The organism is Pseudomonas sp. SF2, from assembly GCF_036858055.1.
Lineage (GTDB): Bacteria > Pseudomonadota > Gammaproteobacteria > Pseudomonadales > Pseudomonadaceae > Aquipseudomonas.
The window spans coordinates 1-16,123 of the sequence record NZ_JAMBDI010000029.1; the positions used below are offsets into that span (position 1 = coordinate 1).

Here is a 16,123-nt window from a genome sequence, read left to right on the forward strand (position 1 = left end):
GCCACTAGACGAAGGGGACACGCTGCTGGCATTACTGCCTGCTTTCACTCCCTGCCGCGTTTCGCTGTGTGCTTTACGCTGCAAGTGGCGCGCATTCTATGGATGGTTCGTACAGGCGTCAACCCCTTTGTAGAAATTTATTTAAATCAATGACTTCCGGGTAGGTGGGGGTGCAGTTGCGGGCCGGGTTGTCGATATAGAGAGAGGGGTACCTGCACCGCCCTCTTCGCGGCTAAAGCCGCTCCCACAAGGACCGCACGAAGCCTGAGGGCGGTGCGATCCCTGTGGGAGCGGCTTTAGCCGCGAAGAGGCCAGTACAGGTATATAGCCGCTGTTCGTCCCCAGACGAACTCACTACACTCAAGGGTGTAATTCTTCTTCAATGAGGCATTAACGGTGACACCACTTCTGATCACCCTGCTCATCGTGGCGGGTATCGCGTTGCTGATCGTGATCGGCTACCTCAACAACGTGGTCGAGAACGGCAAGCTCGAGCGCGCCCGGATGAAGGTCGAACTGGCCGACCGCCTGCGCCGCTGTGGCGAAATCACCGAGACCTTCCCCGGCCAGTTCATGACCCCGGCGCTGAAGCTGCTGTTGACTCGCCTGGAGCTCAACCTCAACCAGCGCCAACTGGCAATGGACAAGCACAGCGCCGAACTCAAGGCGCGCATCGCCGAACTGGAACGGCTGATTGCCCTGGGCGGGCAGATCCCGGTAAACAACCCGCCCAATCCGATCCAGACCGAGATCAAAGCCAAGGATGTGCGCTTCCTGCTGGAGGCGCTGCACAACCAGGTGACTCGCGCCGCCCAGGAAGGCTTCCTGCCCACGCCCGAGGCCAAGCACTGGGTCAAGGAAATCCGCCATGTCCTGGTGTTGCTGCATATCGAGTTCTTCAACAACCTCGGCCAGCAGGCCCTGCAGAAGAACCAGCCGGGCCAGGCACGCCTGGCCTTCGAGCGCGGCGTGCAGTACCTGCGCAAACAGCCGGAGCCAAAGGTGTATGAAGAGCAGCTGACGTACCTGGAAAAACTGCTGGCCCGCGCCAACGCCCAGGTGCTGGACCGCATGGCTCCGGCAGAGGACGAGCAGAATGAACTGACCCAGGGGCTCAAGACCGATGAGGAAGAGACCTGGAAGAAGAAGGTGATGTACGACTGATGCTTTAACCTGTACCGGCCTCTTCGCGGCTAAAGCCGCTCCCACAGGGACCGCATCGCCTTCAGGCCTGGTGCAATCCTTGTGGGAGCGGCTTTAGCCGCGAAGAGGCCGGTACAGGCAACCAATATCAGCAGTCGGTCAGCGCCAGGAAAATCGCTGCCAACCGCTCCAGCCCCACCTGATCCGCCTCGCTGAAGCGCCCAGGCTTCGGGCTGTCCAGGTCCAGCACGCCAATCAGCCTGCCCTCCTTCACCAGCGGGATCACCAGCTCGCTGTTCGATGCACTGTCACAGGCAATATGCCCCGGAAACGCATGCACGTCCTCTACCCGCTGGGTCTGCCGGGTGGCCGCTGCCGCCCCGCACACGCCCTTTCTGAACGGGATGCGCACGCACGCCACCTGGCCCTGGAACGGGCCCAGCACCAGTTCTTCGTTGCGGTTGAGGTAGAACCCCGCCCAGTTCAGGTCGTCCACGTGGTTATAGAGGAATGCCGAAAACTGCGCGGCATTGGCGATGAAGTCACGCTCGTCGGCAAACAGCGCCTGCACTTGCGCCGCCAGCAGGTTGTAGCCGTCGAGGCCGGCGCCACTGGCATTGAGGTCGATCATTTATTTTGCTCCAGCAATTGCAGCCCGACCCAGTAGCGGGCGAACTGATAGGCACAACGGCCATTACGGTTACCGCGGCCGGTGGCCCAGCGCACGGCGAGGATGTCGAGTGCTTCACTGCGCTGCCAGGCCAACCCGGCAGATTGCGCAAGCTGGCCGATCCAGTGCTCGACCACATTCAGGAAGTGCTCCTGGGTAAAGGGGTAGAACGACAGCCACAGGCCAAAACGATCGGACAGGGCAATCTTGTCTTCCACCGCTTCGCTGGGGTGCAGTTCGCCGTCCACCCGCTTCCAGTTCTCGTTGTCGCTCTCCTTCTCCGGCACCAGGTGGCGGCGGTTGGAGGTGGCGTACAGCAGCACATTGTCCGGGGCCTGCTCCAGCGAGCCGTCGAGCACGCTCTTGAGCACCCGGTAGTCGCCCTCCCCGGCTTCGAACGACAGATCGTCGCAGAACAGGATGAAGCGCTGCGGCAGCTTCTGCAGCTGCTCGACTACACGTGGCAGGTCGGCCAGGTGGTCGCGTTCGATTTCGATCAGGCGCAGGCCGGCGCCCGCGTGCTCGGCCAACAGGGCACGTACCAGCGACGACTTGCCGGTACCGCGCGAGCCCCACAGCAGTGCATGGTTGGCCGGCATGCCGTTGATGAACTGGTGGGTGTTGCGGCCCAACTGGTCACGCTGCTGGTCGACGCCGATCAGGTCGCTGAGGCGGATGTCCAGGCTCACTTCCAGCGGCAGCAGGTAGCCGCTGCGGCCATCGCGCTGCCAGCGCGCGGCCAGGGTGGTGGCCCAGTCGATGTTCGGACGTGTTGCCGGCAACAGGGGTTCGAGGCGCGCCAGTACCGATTCGGCGCGGTCCAGGAAAGCAATCAAGCGAGCGTCCATCAGGGCTCCTGCAAATTCAGATTCGGGCTGCTGTGCCGGCCTCTTCGCGGCTAAAGCCGCTCCCACTGGTTTATCACCACCCTTGAGACCTCTGGTGTACCTGTGGGAGCGGCTTTAGCCGCGAAGAGGCCGGCACAGCCAATAGGCAATCAAGGCTGAATGTGTGACAGACCCACCAGCAGCCGGGGTTGATCGGCTATGCTTGCGCAGCGCAAGGAACGTGAAACCGGCTCGGGACTCATGGATATCAAGTTCACCAATCGCCTGTCATACAAGCAAGCCCGGTTGACAGTCCTGGTCGGCTTCATCCTGGGAACATTGCTCAGTCTCATCCAGATCGGCATCGATTATGCCAGCGAAGACGCATCCATCAACCGCGAAGTGCGCGCCTTGCTGCAAATCAGCCACAACCCGGCCTCGCGCATCGCCTACAACATCGACTCCGAGCTGGCCCTGGAGCTGACTCGCGGCCTGCTGGAGTCGCCAGCGGTCATCCGTGCGCGGCTGATCGACAACAACGAAACGGTATTGGCCGACGTCGAACGGCCGCGCCTGCAGGACCGCTACCGACCACTGAGCGACTTCCTGTTCGGCGAGCAGCGCCAGTTCAAGGAGCGCCTGTACCTCACCCACATGCCCGAAGAAGACCTCGGCACCCTGTACCTGGAGGTGGATACCTTCGCCTTCGGCAGCCGCTTCCTCGACCGCGCCGGCATCACCCTGCTCAACGGCTTCGCCCGTAGCCTGGTGCTGACCGGCATCCTCCTGGCGCTGTTCTACATGATGCTGACCAAGCCGCTGGTGACGGTGATCGGCGCGCTCAGCGGCAGCGACCCGCGCAAGCCCCGGCAAACCCGCCTGGCCTGCCCGCACGGCCACGAACACGACGAGATCGGCGTGCTGGTGAAGGTCGCCAACCAGCAGTTCGTCAGCATGGCCACCGAGATCGAGCAACGGCGCACCGCGGAAAACCGCCTGACCCAGTACCTCAACGAGCTGGAAGACATCGTCTCGGCGCGCACCAACGAGCTCAAGGCCAGCAACAGCAGCCTGAGCCTGTCCAACCAGGAGCTGGAAGAAGCCCGCCGCCGGGCGCTGGACATGGCCCAGGCGCGCGCCGCCTTCCTCGCCAACATGAGCCACGAAATCCGCACCCCGCTCAACGGCATGCTCGGCATGATCGCCCTTGCCCTGGACAGCCCGCTGCCCAGCGAGCAACGCCAGCAGCTGGCGATTGCCCACGACTCGGGCAAGGTGCTGGTGGAGTTGCTCAACGATATTCTCGACCTGTCCAAGTTCGATGCCGGCCAGCTGGAGCTGGAACGCATTCCGTTCGACATGGGCTCGATGGTCGAGGACACCGCCAACCTGCTGTCGCAAAACACCGCGCAAAGCGTGGAGCTGACCTGCCTGATCGCCCGCGACTTCCCCAGCAGCGTACTCGGCGACCCCACACGGGTGCGGCAGATCGTCAGCAACCTGCTGTCCAACGCCCTCAAGTTCACCCGTTTCGGCCGCGTGGATGTGCGCCTGACGACCATGGTCGGCGGTGTGCGCCTGGAGGTGCGCGATACCGGCATCGGCATCCCCGAAGAAGCCCAGGCACGGATCTTCCAGCCGTTCACTCAGGCCGGCGCCGGCATCACCCGCCAGTACGGCGGCACCGGCCTGGGCCTGGCGCTGACGCACAACCTGTGCAAAGCCATGCAGGGCCGCCTGCATATCAATTCCGAACCGGGCTTTGGCAGCCGCTTCAGCGCCGAGCTGCCACTGGCGGTGCACACCGAGGCGATCCCGCCGGCACCGTTGCACGGGCGCGTGGCTGCAGTGTGCGCAGCCGGCAGCGGGCTCGACGAACTGTTGCAGGACCAGCTGCCCGCCTGGGGCCTGACCTACCAGCAGCAAGACAGCAGCGCGGGGCTGGAAGCCGCTGCCATCGACCTGCTGATCACCGACCGCCTGGACCAGCTGTTCGAACTGCGCCCGGCACTGAAAACACCGATCCTGCTGGTGACCGCCTACGGCAACTTCCTGCCCAACGAGCAGTCACTGGCCCTGGCGCCGTTGCATCAGCTGGCCCGGCCACTGGCGCGTAACGCCCTGTACCAGACCCTTCGACGCACTTTGCAAGGCCATGAGCCCGAGCACCCGCTGGCCACCCCGGCCATTACCCTGGAGCAGGGCCGTGCGCGCATCCTGCTGGTGGAGGACAACCCGGTGAACCAACTGGTTGCCAAAGGCATGCTGGCCAAGCTCGGCTGCCAGGTGCAACTGGCCACCCAGGGCGCTGAAGCCCTGGAGCTACTGGAACAGGACGAATTCGACCTGGTGCTGATGGACTGCAACATGCCGGTGATGGACGGCTACGAGGCCAGCCGGCGCATCCGCCAGAGCGGCCGCTGGCCCGACCTGCCGATCGTCGCCCTCACCGCCAACGCCATGCCCGAGGAGCGCGAGCGCTGCCGGGCAGCGGGCATGAACGACTACCTGGCCAAGCCGTTCCGCCGCGAAGAGCTGCTGGCGCTGGTGGACCACTGGGTGCCCGTCAACGGCTGAGCAGGCGCTCGATGTCCGCCTCCAGGGCCTGCGGCTTGGTGGTGGGGGCGTAGCGCGTTACCTGGCCAGAGGCCGGGTCGACCAGGAACTTGGTGAAGTTCCACTTGATCTTCTGGCTGCCCAGAATGCCGGGGGCGCGCTGCTTGAGTTCGACGAACAGCGGGTGGCTGCCAGGGCCATTGACCTCGATCTTGCGGAACAGCGGGAAGCTCACGCCAAAATTGCGCTCGCAGAACTGGGCGATTTCCCGTGCATCGCCAGGCTCCTGCTTGCCGAACTGGTTGCAGGGGAAGCCCAGCACCACCAGGCCGCGCGCGCGGTAGGCCTGCCACAGTTGCTCCAGGCCCTTGTACTGCGGGGTAAAGCCGCACTGGCTGGCGGTATTGACCACCAGCAGCGCCTTGCCGGGGAAGTCGCCGAGCTTCTTGTGCTCGCCGCCCAGGGTCACGCAGGGGATGTCCAGTATCGATCCAGCCATGGTCGGGCTCCGGTCAGTCGCGCGGGCGCAGGTCGATGCACACCGAGTTGATGCAGTAGCGCAGGCCGGTCGGTGGCGGGCCGTCGGGGAACACGTGGCCCAGGTGCGCATCACAGCGGGCACAGGTGACTTCGGTGCGGATCATTCCGTGGGAGGTGTCGCGGATTTCGATCATCGCGCTTTCCTCGATGGGGGCGTAGAAGCTCGGCCAGCCACAGCCGGAGTCGAACTTGGTCTGCGCATCGAACAATGGCAGGCCGCAGCAGATGCAGTGGTAGATGCCGTCGCGGCGCTCGCTGTTGTACTTGCCGCTGAATGGCCGCTCGGTGCCCTTGAGGCGGCATACCTGGTACTGCTCGGGGTCGAGCATCGACCGCCATTGTTCCAGGGTTTTCTCGATCTTTTGCATGTAGGGACCTCGGCAGGCTGAATTTCACTGCGCACCGTCTTTTCCGGGGCGCGGGTGGCACGTATATTAGGTGGCTTCGTGTGCCAGGCGTTCAGTCTGGCACCCGCTTCCTGCCCTTTCAAACCTTTCGGCGTGGGTTGCGCGTTTTCTCATATCGGGATCCCATCATGCAGTTCAGCAAATCGAACAAGCTCGCCAATGTCTGCTACGACATTCGCGGCCCAGTGCTCAAGCACGCCAAACGCCTGGAAGAGGAAGGTCACCGTATCCTCAAGCTGAACATCGGCAACCCGGCGCCGTTTGGCTTCGAGGCGCCTGACGAAATCCTCCAGGATGTGATCCGCAACCTGCCCACCGCCCAGGGCTACAGCGACTCCAAGGGCCTGTTCAGCGCGCGCAAGGCGGTGATGCAGTACTGCCAGCAGAAGCAGATCGAAGGTGTCGGCATCGAGGACATCTACCTGGGTAACGGCGTGTCCGAGCTGATCGTCATGTCGATGCAGGCGCTGCTCAACAACGGCGACGAAGTGCTGATCCCGGCCCCCGACTACCCGCTGTGGACCGCCGCCGTGAGCCTGGCTGGCGGCAAGCCGGTGCATTACCTGTGCGACGAGCAGGCCGACTGGTTCCCCGACCTTGAGGACATCAAGGCCAAGATCACCCCGAACACCAAGGCACTGGTGATCATCAACCCGAACAACCCGACCGGCGCGGTGTACTCCAAAGAGCTGCTGCTGGGCATGCTGGAACTGGCCCGCCAGCACAACCTGGTGGTGTTCTCCGACGAGATCTACGACAAGATCCTGTACGACGAAGCCGTACACATCAGCACCGCCTCGCTGGCCCCCGACCTGCTGTGCCTGACCTTCAACGGCCTGTCCAAGTCGTACCGGGTGGCGGGCTTCCGTTCCGGCTGGCTGATCATCTCCGGGCCCAAGCACCACGCGCAAAGCTACATCGAAGGCATCGACATGCTGGCCAACATGCGCCTGTGCGCCAACGTGCCGGCCCAGCATGCCATCCAGACCGCGCTGGGCGGCTACCAGAGCATCAACGACCTGGTGCTGCCACCGGGCCGCCTGCTGGAGCAGCGCAACCGCACCTACGAGCTGCTGAACGACATCCCGGGCGTAAGCTGCGTGAAACCAATGGGTGCGCTGTATGCGTTCCCGAAGATCGACCCGAAGGTTTGCCCGATTCACAACGACGAGAAGTTCGTGCTCGACCTGCTGCTGTCGGAGAAGCTGCTGATCGTTCAGGGCACGGCGTTCAACTGGCCGTGGCCGGACCACTTCCGCGTGGTGACCTTGCCGCGGGTGGATGACCTGGAGGCGGCGATTGGCCGGATCGGCAATTTCCTGCGGACCTATTCGCAGTAAGTGATGGCCTCTTCGCGGCTAAAGCCGCTCCCACAGGTACAGCGCAGCCCTTGAGCTTTGCGCAAACCCTGTGGGAGCGGGTTTACCGCGAATGGGCTGCAAAGCAGCCCCCTGCAATCTCACAGGATGTTTCTTACATCCTGCAACGCTCTATCCCACAGCCCCCGCGCCATCCTCTGCCATACTCCGCCGTACACAGTTTGAAATAGTCGCCCGATTGAATCGGCACGGCCGGCCCCTTATATACCCCGCAGTAAGCGACAACTCATCCGTCAGGAGAACGTAACAACCATGATGCGCATTCTGTTGTTTGTAGCCACCAACCTCGCGGTGGTGCTGGTTGCAAGCATTACCCTGAGCCTGTTCGGTTTCAACGGGTTCATGGCCGCCAACGGGGTCGACCTGAACCTCAGCAGCCTGCTGGTGTTCTGCGCCGTGTTCGGCTTTGCCGGCTCCCTCGTCTCGCTGTTCATCTCCAAGTGGATGGCGAAGATGACCACCGGCACCCAGATCATCAGCCAGCCGCGCACCCGCCACGAGCAGTGGCTGTTGCAAACGGTCGAAGAACTGTCCCGTGAAGCGGGCATCAAGATGCCCGAGGTGGGTATCTTCCCGGCGTACGAGGCCAACGCCTTCGCCACCGGCTGGAACCGCAATGACGCGCTGGTGGCCGTTTCCCAGGGCCTGCTGGAGCGCTTCTCGCCCGATGAAGTGCGCGCAGTGCTGGCCCACGAGATCGGCCACGTAGCCAACGGCGACATGGTCACCCTGGCGCTGGTGCAGGGCGTGGTGAACACCTTCGTGATGTTCTTCGCGCGCATCATCGGCAACTTCGTCGACAAGGTGATCTTCAAGAACGAAGAAGGCCAGGGCATTGCCTACTACGTGGCGACCATCGTTGCCGAGTTGATCCTTGGCATTCTGGCCAGCATGATCGTGATGTGGTTCTCGCGCCGCCGCGAATACCGCGCCGACGAAGCCGGTGCACAGCTGGCCGGTACCGCAGCGATGATCGGCGCCCTGCAGCGCCTGCGCGTGGAGCAGGGCCTGCCGGTGCACATGCCCGACACCATGAAGGCATTCGGCATCAATGGCGGCCTGAAGCACGGCCTGGCCGGGCTGCTGATGAGCCACCCGCCGCTGGAAGACCGTATCGAGGCCCTGCGCCGTCGCGGTTGATCCGACCGGTAAAAACAAAGGGCGACTTCGGTCGCCCTTTTTTGTACACCTGTGCCGGCCTCTTCGCGGGTAAACCCGCTCCCACAGGTTCACCACACACCTTGAGGATTGTGCAGTACCTGTGGGAGCGGGTTCACCCGCGAAAGGGCCGGACAGGCTACACACCTGTCAGCGGCTGACCCGGTAAACCCGCTCCAACAAGCTCGATACTCCGGCCTGCGAAAACTTCGGGCTTTCCTCAATCACTTCCACAACCTCCAGCTCATCCACCTGCCACCCGGCAAACCCCTGCCGCAGCTCTTCATCCCCTACCGAAAACGGCGGCCCGCCCAGCAAAGCCTGGTCATAATCCAGGGTCACCACCAGCCCCTGGCAACCCGTCGGCAGCAAACCCGACAACAGCTGCATGTACGCCGCACGCATCTGCGTCGGCAAGGCAATCACCGCCGCCCGGTCATAAAGCCCCGCGCAGTCACCAATATCCCCTGCCTGCAACGCAAAGAAATCGCCACACCAAAGCTCCACGTCACCACTGCGCCAAACCTCGAAAGCCCCGCGCTGTTGCACTTCAGCTTCAAGCCCATGCTCGCGGAAGAAGTCCTCCACCGCCCGCCGCGACAGCTCTACACCCAATACGCGGTACCCCTGCCCAGCCAACCAGGCCAGGTCCAGGCTCTTGCCACACAGTGGCACCAGCACGCGGCTGCCCGGCGCCAGGCCAAGCGTTGGCCAATACTTCTGCAGATAGGGGTTCACCTGCGCCTGGTGAAAGCCGATCTGGTTGTCGGCCCACCGCTGCTGCCAGAACGCTGGCTCCATGATCACTCCCGATTTTTAGATGGTTTGTCGGTAAAAACTGGTTTGGATTTCGATCTGTAGTTGATCGAAGATGACTGCATCTTAACCGTCAGGACCCCGCCATGCTGCCCAGCCTGTTCATTTCCCATGGTTCTCCCATGCTTGCCCTGCAACCCGGCGCCAGCGGACCGGCGCTGGCCGGGCTGGCCAGCACCCTGCCCCGGCCAAAAGCGATCGTGGTGGTGTCGGCGCACTGGGAAAGCCGCGAGTTACTGGTCACCGGCAACGCCCAGCCAGAGACCTGGCATGACTTCCATGGCTTCCCTCCTGCTCTGTACGCGGTGCAGTACCCGGCGCCGGGCGAACCCGTCCTTGCCGGCCAGGTCAGTGAACTGTTGCAGGCAGCCGGGCTACCAGCCCGGCTGGACCCGCAGCGGCCGTTCGACCACGGCGCCTGGGTACCGCTGTCGCTGATGTACCCGGATGCGAGTATTCCGGTGGTGCAGGTTTCACTGCCCAGCCACATGGGGCCGGCGCTGCAGGTCAAGGTAGGCCAGGCGCTGGCGGGTTTGCGCGGTCAGGGCGTGCTGTTGATCGGCTCGGGCAGCATTACCCACAACCTGGGCGAACTGGACTGGCATGCCGGGCCGGATGTGATCGAGCCATGGGCACTGGCGTTCAGGGATTGGGTGGTGGAAAAGCTTCGGGCGGATGATCAGCAAGCGTTGCTGAATTATCGGCAGCAGGCGCCGTTTGCGGTGCGCAACCATCCCAGTGACGAGCATTTCCTGCCGCTGTTCTTTGCCCTGGGGGCTGGGGGCAAGTTCGGGGTGGTGCACCAAGGGTTTACCCTGGGGGCGTTGGGGATGGACATTTATCGGTTCGGCTGAAAGGCCTCTTCGCGGGTGAACCCGCTCCCACAGGGTCTCCACAGATTTCAAGGCTTGTGCTGTACCTGTGGGAGCGGGTTTACCCGCGAAAGGGCCGGCACAGGCAAAAAAAATCCCCAGCCGAGGCCGGGGATTTTTTCATTGCGCCAGGATCAATCCTCGCGGTAGCGACGCAGCTTCAGCTGCTTGCCAGCCACGCGGGTGTCCTTGAGCTTGGACAGCAGCTTCTCCAGGCCGTCTTCCGGCAACTCGACCAGGCTGAAGCTGTCGCGCACCTGGATGCGGCCGATGGCGTCACGGGCCAGGCCACCCTCGTTGAGGATCGCGCCCAGCAGGTTCTTGGCAGCGATGCCGTCACGGGCACCCAGGGCAGTACGGCAACGCACGCGGCCTTCGGCCAGCGGCAGCGGGGCACGACGCTCGCGGTCACCACGCTCTGGGCGCTCGCCACGCTCACCACGCTCGGTACGCTCGCCACGCGGGGCGAAGCTCGGCACCAGCGGCTGCTCACGCTCTACCGCGGCCAGGTCCAGCGCCTGGCCATTGGTGGCCTTGCGCAGCAGGGCGGCAGCCAGGGCACGCGCGCTGCAACCCAGGTCGTTGGTCAGGCGGTCGAACAGCTCGCCGTGGCTGGCTTCTGCTTCGGCGACCAGCGGTGCCAGGCTCGAGGTCAGCTTCTTGATGCGGGCATCCAGCACGGCCTGGGCATTCGGCAGACGGGCTTCGGCAACTTTTTGCCCGGTTACACGCTCGATCACCTGCAACATGCGGCGCTCACGCGGGGTGACCAGCAGCAGTGCACGGCCATCGCGACCGGCACGGCCGGTACGGCCGATACGGTGTACGTAGGACTCCGGGTCGTACGGCATGTCGACGTTGAACACGTGAGTGATGCGCGGTACGTCCAGGCCACGGGCAGCGACGTCGGTAGCGACAACGATGTCCAGGCGGCCATCCTTGAGCGAGTCGATCACGCGCTCACGCTGGTTCTGGGCGATGTCACCGTTCAGCGCGGCAGCCTTGTAGCCCTTGGCTTCCAGCGCGGCGGCCAGGTCCAGGGTAGCTTGCTTGGTACGCACGAAGGCGATCAGCGCGTCGAACTCTTCCACTTCCAGCAGACGCAGCACAGCCGGGATCTTCTGGTCGGCGTGGACCATCAGGTGGGCCTGCTCGATCGCAGTGACGGTCTGGGTCTTGCTCTGGATCTTGACGTGCTTGGGCTCGCGCAGGTGGCGTTCGGCGATCGAGCGGATCGACGACGGCAGGGTGGCGGAGAACAGCACGGTCTGGCGGCTGGCCGGGATTGCGTCGAAGATCACTTCGAGGTCGTCCATGAAGCCCAGCTTGAGCATCTCGTCGGCTTCGTCCAGGACCAGGTACTGCACGGTCGACAGGACTTTTTCGTCACGACGCAGGTGGTCGCACAGGCGGCCCGGGGTGGCCACGACGATTTGCGCGCCGTTGCGGATCGCACGCAACTGTGGGCCCATCGGGGCACCACCGTAGACGGCGACCACGTTCACGCCCGGCATCTGCTTGGCGTAGGTTTCGAAAGCGGTAGCAACTTGCAGCGCCAACTCACGGGTTGGCGCCAGGATCAGGGCTTGCGGTTCGCGCTTGCTCACATCGATCTTGTTGAGGATCGGCAGGGCGAAGGCAGCGGTCTTGCCGGTGCCAGTCTGCGCCTGGCCGATCATGTCGTGACCGGCGAGGATGATCGGGATCGATTGTTGCTGAATGGCGGACGGCTCTTCGTAGCCGGTCGCCAGAACGGCAGCAACAATGTTCGGATTGAGATCGAGAGCGGCGAAGCCGCCGGTTTCCTGGGTCATGGGTCTGCCTCTAGGTGCATCCGCAAAGACCCATGCTCCAAAGCTGCACAAGCCATGAAAGACCGACAGGTCACCCAGGCAGCTTTGGCGGCGGGGATTTGCGAAAACGATTGAAAAAGAAAACGTGGGAAGGTCCGCCTAGCGGACGTGCAGCCGAAGCTGGACTCGGAGGGTTTGCACCACCTGATTTTGCGGTCCGCTAAAAGACCGGCGCGTACTATACCCGAAATAGTGCGCAGACGTGAGGAATATTTTCAGGGTGCAGGGCCAGTATCGGGCCATCAGCCATGCGCAGCTGAAACGATTCCTGCCTGCGATACCGCGTCGCCTGTTTCGCGGGCATGCCCGCTCCAGCAGGATACTCACCGCCCTTGGGCACTGTGATATCCCTGTGGGAGCGGGCGTGCCCGCGAAGAAGCCAACTCAGGTAGCCGGCCGAATCTCACGGATCAGCCCCTCAAGGCTATACCCCAGGCGCGGTGCCAGCGCCTCGGCCCGGGCCCGCAACCCATCCAGGTCCAGCGTCTGCTCCAGGTCCGCTGGCACCAGCAGGATCACATTGCCCTCCTTCACCGGCAGCTCCCAGTAATGCCGGTGATACAACCCGCGCAACAACGCCGCGCCCAGGGGCTTGCCGTCGTCGGTGGCCCACTGGTTGATCACCAGCCAACCACCCGGGTTCAACTTCTGCTGGCAGTTCTCCAGGAAGTTCCAGGCCAGGTGGCCCACCCCCGGTCCATGGTCGGTGTACAGGTCGACGAACAGCAGGTCGGCCTTCTCCGCCGAGGGCAACATCTCCAGGGCGTCGCCGATGCGTACATACAGCCGCGGGTCGTCGTCCAGGCCCAGGTATTCCATGGCCAGGCGCGGTACCTCCGGGCGCAGCTCTATGGCCTCGATGTCGTCCAGCGGCAGGAACTTCATGCAGGCCTGGGTCAGTGTGCCGGCCCCCAGGCCGAGAAACAGCGCGCTCTCCGGCTGTTCGTGGCACAGCGCCCCCACCAGCATGGCGCGGGTATAGTCGTACTCCAGCCAGCTGGAGTCGGCCGTGAACACGCAGCTCTGCTCGATCGCATCGCCGAATTCCAGAAAGCGGTAGTCGTCGACTTCATACACGCTGATGACGCCAAAGGCATCTTCCACCCGTGCCAGTAGCCGCTCTTCCCGTTCCGCCGCCATGCTCACCACCCACCCGCGCAAAAACGCGCATTGTCCGTCAACACCCTCGATGCAACAAGCGCAGCGCCAACTGTTACCATGGCCCATAGCCTACAACCGACAAGACCGAGCCCGAGATGAACCAACCGTGGAGCCCCGACAGCTGGCGCGCCCTGCCGATCCAGCAGCAACCGACCTACCCCGATGCCGCGCACCTGCTGAAGGTCGAACAGACCCTGGCCAGCTACCCGCCACTGGTATTCGCGGGCGAGGCACGCGAGCTGCGCCGGCAGTTCGCCGAGGTTACCGAAGGCCGCGCCTTCCTGCTGCAGGGTGGCGACTGCGCCGAGAGCTTCGCCGAGTTCTCGGCGGCGAAAATCCGCGACACCTTCAAGGTGCTACTGCAGATGGCCATCGTCATGACCTTCGCCGCCGGCTGCCCGGTGGTCAAGGTCGGACGCATGGCCGGGCAGTTCGCCAAGCCGCGCTCATCGGGCGATGAAACCATCGGCGACATCACCCTGCCTGCCTACCGTGGCGACATCGTCAACGGTATCGGCTTCGACGCGAAAAGCCGCATCCCCGACCCGGAACGCCTGCTGCAGGCGTACCACCAGGCCACTGCCAGCCTCAACCTGCTGCGCGCCTTCGCCCAGGGCGGGTTTGCCGACCTGCACCAGGTACACAAGTGGAACCTGGACTTCATCGCCAACTCGGCGCTGGCCGACAAGTACCACCAGCTGGCCAACCGCATCGACGAAACCCTGGCATTCATGCGCGCCTGCGGCCTGGACAGCGCGCCGCAGCTGCGCGAAACCAGCTTCTTCACTGCCCACGAAGCGCTGCTGCTGAATTATGAAGAAGCCTTCGTGCGCCAGGACAGCCTGACCGGCGACTACTACGACTGCTCGGCGCACATGCTGTGGATCGGCGACCGCACCCGCCAGCTGGACGGTGCCCATGTGGAGTTCCTGCGCGGCGTGCACAACCCGATCGGGGTCAAGGTTGGCCCGAGCATGAACCCCGAGGAGCTGATCCGCCTGATCGACACGCTGAACCCGACCAACGACCCCGGGCGCCTGAACCTGATCGTGCGCATGGGCGCCGGCAAGGTCGGCGACCACCTGCCGGGGCTGATCCGCACTGTCGAGCGCGAAGGGCGCAAGGTGCTGTGGAGCTCCGACCCGATGCATGGCAACACCATCAAGGCCAGCAGCGGCTACAAGACCCGCGACTTTGCACAGATCCTGGATGAGGTGAAGCAGTTCTTCCAGGTGCACCAGGCCGAAGGCAGCCATGCCGGCGGCATCCACATCGAGATGACCGGACAGAACGTCACCGAATGCATCGGCGGCGCCCGGCCAATCACCGAGGATGCGCTGTCCGACCGCTATCACACCCACTGCGACCCGCGCATGAACGCCGACCAGTCGCTGGAGCTGGCGTTCCTGATTGCCGAAACCCTCAAGCAGGTGCGGCGCTGAGCAATGCCTGGCGCAACTGGCTGCCCTCCGGGCGCGGGCAGTTCAGTTGCACCTTCTCCAGGCCCAGCCAACTGGCCAGGCGCAGCAGGTTGCCGGCCAGGGCCTGGTAACCCTCCTCGTCCAGGCCTGCGGCCTCCACATGCACGGCATGTACTGCCAGTTGCCCCTGTGCGCGCTCGGCGCGCAGGTCCACCCGCGCGCCGATGCGTTCGCGGTACAGGAACGGCAGCACGTAGTAGCCGTACACCCGTTTGTGCGCCGGGGTGTAGATTTCCAGGCGGTAGCGGAAGTCGAACAAGCGCTCGGTACGGTTGCGTTCCCAGACCAGTGAATCGAACGGCGACAACAGCGCGCTGGCCTCGATGCGCCGAGGGATACGCGGTGCGCCGGCGCAGTAGGCGAGCTGCTTCCAGCCTTGCACCTCGACCGCTTGCAGGCGGCCATCAGCCACCAGTTTCGCCAGTGCCGACCTGCCCTGCCCCGGGTCCAGGCGGAAGTAGTCGCGCAGGTCGCGCTCGGTGGCTACGCCCAGGGCGGTGGCGGCGTGCAGCATCAAGCCCTGATGCGCCTCCGCCTCGCTGGGCAATGGCTGATCGAGGATGGTCCTCGGCAGGACCCTTTCCGGTACATCGTAGAGTCGCTCGAAGCCACGCCGGCCAGCGACCGTCACCTCACCTGCGGCAAACAGCCACTCCAGCGCGTGCTTTTCCTCGCTCCAGTCCCACCAGGGGCCGGCCCGTTCTTCACGAGTGGACAGGCTGCCCGCGCCAAGGGCGCCCTGTTCGCGGACGGCGGCCAGTACCCGGGCAATCACGTCCTGGCGTTCGCGGCCAAACTGCGCGAGCTGGCGATAGATGCCACGGCCATCGGCGGCATGGGCCATGCGCCAGCGCAGCAGTGGGTACAGGCTCAGCGGCAGCAACGAGGCTTCGTGGCCCCAGTATTCGAACATCAGGCGCTGGCGGCCACGCCCCCAGGCGAGCTGGTCGAGGGTGGCAGGCGAGTAGTTGCCCAGGCGGGAGAACAGCGGCAGGTAGTGGGAGCGGATCAGGGCGTTGACCGAATCGATCTGCAACACGCCCAGGCGTTGCAGCATGCGCTTGAGTGCTGGCAGGGTCGGGGCCATTTCCGGCTGCTTGCCGAAACCTTGGGCAGAAAGGGCCAGGCGGCGGGCCTGGTTGATGGATAGCTTGAGGGGCAAGCCTGAACTCCTTGTAGTGTCTGCACTGGCCCTTTCGCGGGTGAACCCGCTCCCACAGGGATACCACTGGTCTCGGGCAATGTGGCGTTCCTGTGGGA

At 64.0% G+C, this 16,123-nt stretch carries 13 protein-coding genes and 1 pseudogene; 6 read left to right on the forward strand and 8 right to left on the reverse strand.

Annotated features, from left to right (window positions below; all coding sequences use genetic code 11):
• The first annotated feature begins 396 nt into the window (after positions 1-396).
• Positions 397-1,164 (forward strand): hypothetical protein, encoded by a 768-nt coding sequence (locus M2S36_RS17245; RefSeq protein WP_207832254.1) that lies wholly within the window; start codon positions 397-399, stop codon positions 1,162-1,164.
• A gap of 127 nt (positions 1,165-1,291) precedes the next feature.
• On the opposite strand, the gene M2S36_RS17250 is transcribed toward M2S36_RS17245, so the two are convergent.
• On the reverse strand, positions 1,292-1,774 hold the full coding sequence (locus M2S36_RS17250; RefSeq protein WP_333957501.1) for a GAF domain-containing protein: 483 nt from the start codon (positions 1,772-1,774) through the stop codon (positions 1,292-1,294).
• The gene (locus tag M2S36_RS17255) at positions 1,771-2,661 is read right to left on the reverse strand and encodes an ATP-binding protein (protein WP_207832258.1); all 891 of its coding nucleotides are present in this window, start codon (positions 2,659-2,661) and stop codon (positions 1,771-1,773) included. Before M2S36_RS17255 ends, M2S36_RS17250 begins: the two co-directional genes overlap by 4 nt.
• Positions 2,662-2,859: 198 nt before the next feature.
• On the opposite strand from M2S36_RS17255, the gene M2S36_RS17260 reads away from it, so the two are divergent.
• Positions 2,860-5,217 carry a hybrid sensor histidine kinase/response regulator gene (locus tag M2S36_RS17260; protein ID WP_207832260.1) on the forward strand — a complete coding sequence of 786 codons (2,358 nt, stop codon included), beginning with the start codon at positions 2,860-2,862 and terminating at the stop codon, positions 5,215-5,217.
• Here the strand turns inward: M2S36_RS17260 and M2S36_RS17265 are convergent.
• Together M2S36_RS17265 and msrB are read right to left on the reverse strand one after the other, a co-directional pair.
• Positions 5,207-5,695 carry a glutathione peroxidase gene (locus tag M2S36_RS17265; RefSeq protein ID WP_207832262.1) on the reverse strand — a complete coding sequence of 163 codons (489 nt, stop codon included), beginning with the start codon at positions 5,693-5,695 and terminating at the stop codon, positions 5,207-5,209. The two genes, M2S36_RS17260 and M2S36_RS17265, sit on opposite strands and share 11 nt — an antisense overlap.
• 13 nt (positions 5,696-5,708) lie before the next feature.
• On the reverse strand, positions 5,709-6,104 hold the full coding sequence (gene msrB, locus M2S36_RS17270) for a peptide-methionine (R)-S-oxide reductase MsrB (RefSeq protein ID WP_015269381.1): 396 nt from the start codon (positions 6,102-6,104) through the stop codon (positions 5,709-5,711).
• A 167-nt stretch (positions 6,105-6,271) separates the two neighbouring features.
• Here msrB and M2S36_RS17275 point away from each other — a divergent pair, with 167 nt between their 5' ends.
• Together M2S36_RS17275 and htpX are read left to right on the forward strand one after the other, a co-directional pair.
• A complete protein-coding gene (locus M2S36_RS17275; RefSeq protein ID WP_023661072.1) occupies positions 6,272-7,483 on the forward strand; it encodes a pyridoxal phosphate-dependent aminotransferase in 1,212 nt (403 codons plus the stop codon).
• 291 nt (positions 7,484-7,774) lie between these two features.
• Complete coding sequence (gene htpX, locus M2S36_RS17280; protein WP_003259721.1) at positions 7,775-8,662, forward strand: protease HtpX; 888 nt, start codon at positions 7,775-7,777, stop codon at positions 8,660-8,662.
• A 168-nt stretch (positions 8,663-8,830) separates the two neighbouring features.
• Here the strand turns inward: htpX and M2S36_RS17285 are convergent, their stop codons facing one another.
• Positions 8,831-9,481: a thiopurine S-methyltransferase gene (locus tag M2S36_RS17285; RefSeq protein ID WP_207832266.1), complete on the reverse strand. Its 651-nt coding sequence runs from the start codon at positions 9,479-9,481 to the stop codon at positions 8,831-8,833.
• Between the two features lie 101 nt (positions 9,482-9,582).
• Between M2S36_RS17285 and M2S36_RS17290 the strand changes: the two genes are divergently transcribed.
• On the forward strand, positions 9,583-10,350 hold the full coding sequence (locus M2S36_RS17290) for a DODA-type extradiol aromatic ring-opening family dioxygenase (protein ID WP_233687167.1): 768 nt from the start codon (positions 9,583-9,585) through the stop codon (positions 10,348-10,350).
• A 152-nt stretch (positions 10,351-10,502) separates the two neighbouring features.
• On the opposite strand, the pseudogene M2S36_RS17295 reads toward M2S36_RS17290, so the two are convergent.
• Together M2S36_RS17295 and M2S36_RS17300 are read right to left on the reverse strand one after the other, a co-directional pair.
• Positions 10,503-12,216 (reverse strand): annotated as a pseudogene (locus M2S36_RS17295) (DEAD/DEAH box helicase).
• Positions 12,217-12,605: 389 nt separating this feature from the next.
• Positions 12,606-13,361 carry a spermidine synthase gene (locus M2S36_RS17300; RefSeq protein WP_333957502.1) on the reverse strand — a complete coding sequence of 252 codons (756 nt, stop codon included), beginning with the start codon at positions 13,359-13,361 and terminating at the stop codon, positions 12,606-12,608.
• 116 nt (positions 13,362-13,477) lie between these two features.
• Here M2S36_RS17300 and M2S36_RS17305 point away from each other — a divergent pair, with 116 nt between their 5' ends.
• Positions 13,478-14,824, forward strand: a complete 1,347-nt coding sequence (locus M2S36_RS17305; RefSeq protein ID WP_207832273.1) for a class II 3-deoxy-7-phosphoheptulonate synthase — start codon at positions 13,478-13,480, stop codon at positions 14,822-14,824.
• Here M2S36_RS17305 and M2S36_RS17310 read toward each other — a convergent pair.
• Positions 14,805-16,025 (reverse strand): winged helix-turn-helix domain-containing protein, encoded by a 1,221-nt coding sequence (locus tag M2S36_RS17310; RefSeq protein ID WP_333957503.1) that lies wholly within the window; start codon positions 16,023-16,025, stop codon positions 14,805-14,807. The two genes, M2S36_RS17305 and M2S36_RS17310, sit on opposite strands and share 20 nt — an antisense overlap.
• Between the last annotated feature and the right edge of the window lie 98 nt (positions 16,026-16,123).